The organism is Bradyrhizobium sp. P5_C11_2 (genome assembly GCF_054049755.1).
In genome coordinates, this window is record NZ_JBFULT010000482.1 from 1 (window position 1) to 5,863 (window position 5,863).

At 63.7% G+C, this 5,863-nt stretch carries 5 protein-coding genes; 3 read left to right on the forward strand and 2 right to left on the reverse strand.

Annotated elements, in window-relative coordinates; genetic code table 11:
- Positions 1 to 1,641: efflux transporter outer membrane subunit (locus ACXJL8_RS31615; protein ID WP_456686199.1), on the forward strand; the 1,641-nt coding region annotated here is incomplete at its 5' end.
- 221 nt (positions 1,642 to 1,862) lie between these two features.
- Here ACXJL8_RS31615 and ACXJL8_RS31620 read toward each other — a convergent pair.
- Positions 1,863 to 2,801 carry a Spy/CpxP family protein refolding chaperone gene (locus ACXJL8_RS31620; RefSeq protein WP_456686200.1) on the reverse strand — a complete coding sequence of 313 codons (939 nt, stop codon included), beginning with the start codon at positions 2,799 to 2,801 and terminating at the stop codon, positions 1,863 to 1,865.
- A 72-nt stretch (positions 2,802 to 2,873) separates the two neighbouring features.
- Here ACXJL8_RS31620 and ACXJL8_RS31625 point away from each other — a divergent pair, with 72 nt between their 5' ends.
- Positions 2,874 to 3,314 (forward strand): hypothetical protein, encoded by a 441-nt coding sequence (locus ACXJL8_RS31625; RefSeq protein ID WP_456686201.1) that lies wholly within the window; start codon positions 2,874 to 2,876, stop codon positions 3,312 to 3,314.
- 663 nt (positions 3,315 to 3,977) lie between these two features.
- Here ACXJL8_RS31625 and ACXJL8_RS31630 read toward each other — a convergent pair.
- Positions 3,978 to 4,178, reverse strand: a complete 201-nt coding sequence (locus ACXJL8_RS31630) for a Spy/CpxP family protein refolding chaperone (RefSeq protein ID WP_456623130.1) — start codon at positions 4,176 to 4,178, stop codon at positions 3,978 to 3,980.
- 227 nt (positions 4,179 to 4,405) lie between these two features.
- Here ACXJL8_RS31630 and ACXJL8_RS31635 point away from each other — a divergent pair.
- On the forward strand, positions 4,406 to 5,863 hold a 1,458-nt coding region (locus ACXJL8_RS31635; protein WP_456686202.1), incomplete at its 3' end, for a hypothetical protein.

Below are 5,863 nucleotides of genomic sequence, written 5' to 3' on the forward strand. Positions count from 1 at the left end.
ACGCAGCATCAAGCACCGTTTGGGCAGCGGCAAAATATCGGCGCCGTTGGCTGGTCAATTCGTGGGTTGCTTGTAGCTGCACTTCTCCTGCCAACCGTGGCATGTACGATTGGGCCGAATTTTACAGCGCCTGTCGCTCCGCTTGCCGAAAAATTTCGTGGCGCAGACAATCGCTCGGTTAAATCCGGCCCGCGTGAGTACGAACATTGGTGGGAAGGCTTTCGCGATCCGACCCTCAACAAGCTGATCCAGATTGCGTACAACCAAAACCTGACGCTGGAGAGCGCAGGGACTCGGGTGCTGCAAGCACGTGCGGTGCTGGGAATAGCCATCGGCATAAGCTATCCGCAGGTGCAGCAAGGAGTGGGGTCGGTAATTTACAATCGGACCAGCGCGGCGACGCCGCTGGCAGGACCAAACGCGACGCCTTCATATTTCTGGACCGATGCTCTTGCTGCGCAGGCAGCCTGGGAGCTGGACTTCTGGGGCAAGTTTCGTCGCGGAGTTGAATCCGCCGATGCCGTGTACCTGGCGTCGATTGCGACTTATGACGGCGTTCTGGTGTCGCTTCTGGCCGATGTGACCGCAACTTATATCGGTATCCGCACAACGGAGCAGTTGATCGGAATTGCACGGGCCAATGTCCGCAGGCAGGAGCAGGCGCTTAGTGTCGCAAAGGCAAAGTTCACGGGCGGCGGGACGTCGGAGCTTGATGTTTTCCAGGCGACGAACGTCCTCGAGCAGACCCGTGCGGCAATACCCCAATTGACGATACAATTGCAGCAGGGACAAAACGCGCTTTGCGTCCTGCTCGGCGTTCCGCCGCAGTCGCTCGGCATGTTGCTTTCACGATCTGCTGGCAGGATACCGTTGCCGCCCGCCTCCGTCGTTGTTGGCATACCTGCGGATCTGCTGCGCCGGAGACCGGACGTCCGCGCCGCCGAACTCGCCGCGCTGGCGCAGAGCGCGCAGATCGGAATCGCCACGACGCAACTCTATCCGGCAATCAGCATTACGGGCACGTTCGGCGGCTCGGCCAGTACCGCCAACGGCCATAACCTCGGTCAAGTCGTCAGTTGGAAGGGCGTGGCGTATGCTGCGGGCCCGTCGTTTCAATGGAATCTCCTCAACTACGGGCAGATCACCAACAACATTCGTTTGCAGGATGCCAAGCTCCAGCAATTGCTGATCGACTATCAGAACACCGTGTTGAGTGCCCAGCAGGAGGTGGACAACGGTCTTGCGACATATCTGCAATCCCGGAACCAGGCCGCGTATCTTCGCCGCAGCGTTGAGGCGGCAAATGGTGCCCTCAGGATCGCACTTGAGCAGTATGAGCAGGGCGCGACGTCATTTACCACCGTACTGACCGCCGAACAGAATCTCCTTCAAGCGCAGAACAGCCTGGCCGGCGCCTCGGCCAACGTTCCGCTCGGCCTCACTGCGGTGTTTCGGGCGCTCGGGGGCGGGTGGCAGATACGTGAGGGTGGCAACTTCGTCAGCCCGGCAACGGTTGACCAGATGCGAGCGCGAACGGACTGGGGCAATTTGCTTCCGCCTGCGAACGAGCCGCGACCGCCGGCTCCGGGCCTGCCGGGTCCCGAGGATATCGGACCGACGATCCGGCTTCCGGAGTGGTGATGGTCGCCCGCTCAGATGGCCAAGCAGCAATGCATAAACACCTGTCGTGCACGTAATCGCGACTGTCGTCGTCTGAACCAGTTGCCATCGTTCGAGTGTCAGGGTGTTTACCGGGACTGCACCCGATACACTTGCGCTGGTTTAGGACCGGGATGACCGACGTGCTGCGTACCTGCGTCGCGCGGCACAAGACGGCGGTGTAGCTCCCGCGGACGCTGCCCTCACGGGCTCGCGACCTGTTGCAGCGTGTTGAAGCGCGCCTTCTGCTCGCTGCTCAGCGTGGCATAGAACTCGTCCAGGGCGGGCTCGACCAGCCTGGCGGCCGTCAGCATGGCCTCGAGCCGGCGCTGCATCGCCTCCAGCCGTCCGACCGGCGTCAGCGGCACCTCGTTCGGACAGGCCGCCTGCAGGCCCTCAACGCCCTTCGCCGTCGCTTCGCTGAGGCGGTCGAGCGCCTCCTTCTGCTTGCCCGCGGGATGGAGCGCAGACTCGATCCTCTGGATCGGCAACTGGGTCAGGCCGGACTTCGGATCGCCGCAGGCTTCGGCGCGGGCTTCCTGCGTACCGGCTTCCTGCTGCTGCGGCGGCGAGCGCTCGCCGATATTGGGGCCGAGCGCGTTGAAGCGGGCCTGCTGCTCGTCACTGAGCGAGTTGTAGAAATTCTCCAGCGCCGGTCGCACGATCTTGACGGCTTCCAGCGTCGCGCTGACGCGGTTCATCATCGCGCGCAAGCGGCCGGGCGGGGTCAGTGCATAAGTCTCCGCGCAGGAGTCCTTGAACGCACCGGCCGCGTTGGCCGCCGCGGTCTTCAATGCGTCGAGCAACGCGCGTTGCTCCGGCGTCGGCCGCACCGCCCGCGCGATATCGGCAAGCGGCCAGGCGGTGACGCCCTTGTCCGGTGTGCCGCACAATTGCTGCAGCGTTTGCGGGCTCGCGCTGGCGCGCTGGCGCGGGCGGGAGCCGCCGCCGGCTTGCGGATAGTCGTACGGGTTGATGCTGGCATAGGCGGCATAGGGGCTGTCACCACCCCAGAACACGGTGTCGACGAAGTCGTCATACGCGTACGCCCAATAGCCCGGCTCGTAAGCATAGGACCAGAACGTGTAGTCAAAAATGTCGGAATAGGCGTAAGGCCAGAACACCGGCCCAAGCCACGCCACGAACACCGCGGGATGGCGGTGTCGCCAGGCCTGCCGGGGCGCCCAGCCGCTCTGGCGGGTGATGAGGGCCGCTTGGGTTTGCGCAGTTGCCTGCTCGCGGAAGCGCCCGGCAAACCGCCCGCGCTCGGCGGCTCGCGCGGCGGCCGCCGCTGCGGTTGCCGCAGCGGTTGCAGTGGGAGCCTGCAGTCCCAGCCGCTGCTGGCGCGCCAGATCAGTTTGCTGCGTGCGCTGCTCGCGTTGCAGCAGGCGGTTCTGCGTCTGAAGCATCCGTTGCTGCTCGCGCTGCGCCCGCGCGCCTTCCGGCTTTTGCGTTTGCAATTGCTGCACGCGCTGCTGCAGGCGATCGATCCGGGTCTGGCGCTCCGCGGTCTGGCGCGACAGCACCTCGCGCTGCCGCTGCTGCACCATCTGCTGGCGCTGCTGGATCTGCTGCTGATGCTGTTGCGCGCGCTGGTCGATCTGCTCCCGTCGCGACAGCCGCTCGCTCACGGCCGGCGGTGCGTTTGGCCGTGACGGGGCGGCGATCTGCGGCGCCGGTCGCGGTGCCATCGCCGGACGTTGCGGCGCGGCCGGTGCCCGATGGAATTCAGGCCGCGGCGCCGCCACATGCGGGGCGGCTCGCGGCGGCGGCGCAGCGAAGTGGGGAGTTGGGCGCGGCGGTGGTGAGGCGATGTGCGGCGCCGGATGCGGCGCCATGGTCGGTCGCTGCGGCATGGAAGGGGGATGGAACGCCGGCGCGGCGGGCCGCGCCATGGCAGGTGGTGCTGCCGGACGAGCCATGGCAGGTGGTGGTGCCGGCCGGGCCGCCGGCGCTGCCGCCGGCCCTGGTCCACCCCTTCCGTGTCCCTGGCCTGGTCCCTGGGCGGACGCGCCGACGCTCGTCGCCAGCATCGAGACACCAACCAAAAAAGCCGTCAGGCAAACGCCACGCGGAAGCATGATCCTCGCTCCCAAACTCGAAATCGCCCACAACTTTCAACGCACGGGTGGCGGAATGGTTCGTTGTTGGCAGCGGCCGGCATTGCGATCTTCCGACGCAGGCAGCCTCAAGAGAAATCCGGCTATTGAGAGATCGAGATCCTCTTCATCGACTGGTGGGGCAAGTCGATGGTCGAGGTGCTACGCACCTGCATCGAGCGGCACAGGACAGCGGTGCAACTCCCACGAGTGCTGCCCTCACGGGCTCGCGACCTGCTGCAGCGTGTTGAAGCGCGCCTTCTGCTCGCTGCTCAGCGTGGCATAGAACTCGTCCAGGGCGAGTTCGACCAGCTTGGCGGTCGTCAGCGTGGCCTCTCTGAATTGACTTCCGAGCGGACATTGGTCGGAATTGCTGCTGGCTCGACCCGGTCGCGAATGACCCGAGGCGGATGTTGGCATTTCTGTAGGGTGACGCCGGCTCTTTTGGGGGCGGGGGACGGACGTCAAGTCTGGTTTGAGGACCACCTCGTGGTTCCGGGCTTCGTGTCGCAAGACACTGGCGGGACAACGAGACGCCAGCTCAATGATGGTCGCGCGGGTCAACCGAATGTTGTAGTGTTCCGCGATCGCGCGTCACTGCTCGGAAGGTGCCGGGGTACTTGGTCCTTTAAAATGACAATGTGCGCATGAATCAGGCTGAGCAAGCGACAGAGGCGCCATCCATCGCGCCGTCAATCATTACGAGGCGGCTTGCTGCCATAGCTTTTGCCGATGTAGCCGGCTTTTCCCGGCTCATGGGTCTGAGGGACGTCGATACCGTCATGCGCTGGAAAGCGTTGCGGACCGAGATTATGGAGCCTCACATGGCTCGGCACGGTGGACGGATCGCCGAGATCGCAGGCGACGCAGTGCTGGTCGAATTCCCGAGCGTTGTGAACGCGGTGCGTTGGGCTACCGACGTTCAGCGTGTTCAAGAGCGCGCCGTCGGCGACAAGGATCCATTCGCGCTGCATCTTCGCATTGGCATCAACGTCGACGATATCATCGACGAGGATGGAATATTGCAGGGGGACGGCGTTAACGTTGCTTCTCGTATCCACCAGGCCGCGCAGCCCGGCCAAATAGTCGTCACGGCGGCGGTCCGCGACTATGTCATGAATCGATTGCCACTGACATTTCATCACCTCGGCGCGCCTGTGATGAAAAATATCATGCGAACCGTTCATGTATATTCCGTCGAATGGACCGAGGGAGACAAAGACCACCAGCTCGCGCAGCCATACCTGCAATGGGCGTCGAGGCCGACGCTCGCCGTGCTGCCGTTCCGCACGATTAGCGGTACCGACGACGACAACTATTACGGTGAGGGGATCACAGACTCGATCATTACCGGCCTCTCCAAAAATCGGTCACTTTACGTCATTGCGCGCAATTCTACCCTTCGTTATCGCGCCGGGGGAAAAGACTTGCGACAGATCGCCACTGAGCTCGATGTTCGTTACCTGCTCGACGGCAGCGTGCAACGCCAGGGCACGCGACTGAGAATCAATACGGAGTTGACCGACATTTTGGGGAATGTCGCGATCTGGGCCCAGAAGTACGAGGGATCTACCGACGACCTGTTCGAATTTCAGGATCGTATTGCCTCAAGCATACTGTCCTCCATTGAGCCGCGCGTCCGTGCGGTTGAGACGGCTCGCGTCGCTGACCGCCCGACCGAGAGTTTGGATGCATTCCACTGCGTCCTCCGCGCGATGTCGCTTCTGTATCTCCTCACCGAAGAAAGCCACCGGGAGGCGGGTCAACTGCTGGAACGGGCGATCGTGCTCGATCCGTCCTATGCGCAGGCCCATGCCTACCTTGCGTGGTGGCTGAACTTCCAGTTTGGCGAAGGTTGGTCGCTGGATCCCGACGGCGACCGGGCGCGCGCCCTCATCGTGTCGCGGCGCGCCATCGAACTCGACCCCGACGATCCGTTTGCGCTGGCCGTGGCCGGGCACATCCTCTCTTTCATGGGAAAATCACCGGGAGAAGCGATGGAGCTTTTTGGGCGGGCGCTCGCCCTCAACGAGAACTTGGCGTTCGCATGGGGTTTGAGCGCCTTGACGCTCGCCTATTTGGGGCGGCCCGACGAAGCGCTGGAG

Bases quoted from the DNA above. Each gene is read 5' to 3' on its own strand.
- ACXJL8_RS31630 (WP_456623130.1), bottom strand. From the start codon at position 4,178: ATGCCAACATCCGCCTCGGGTCATTCGCGACCGGGTCGAGCCAGCAGC.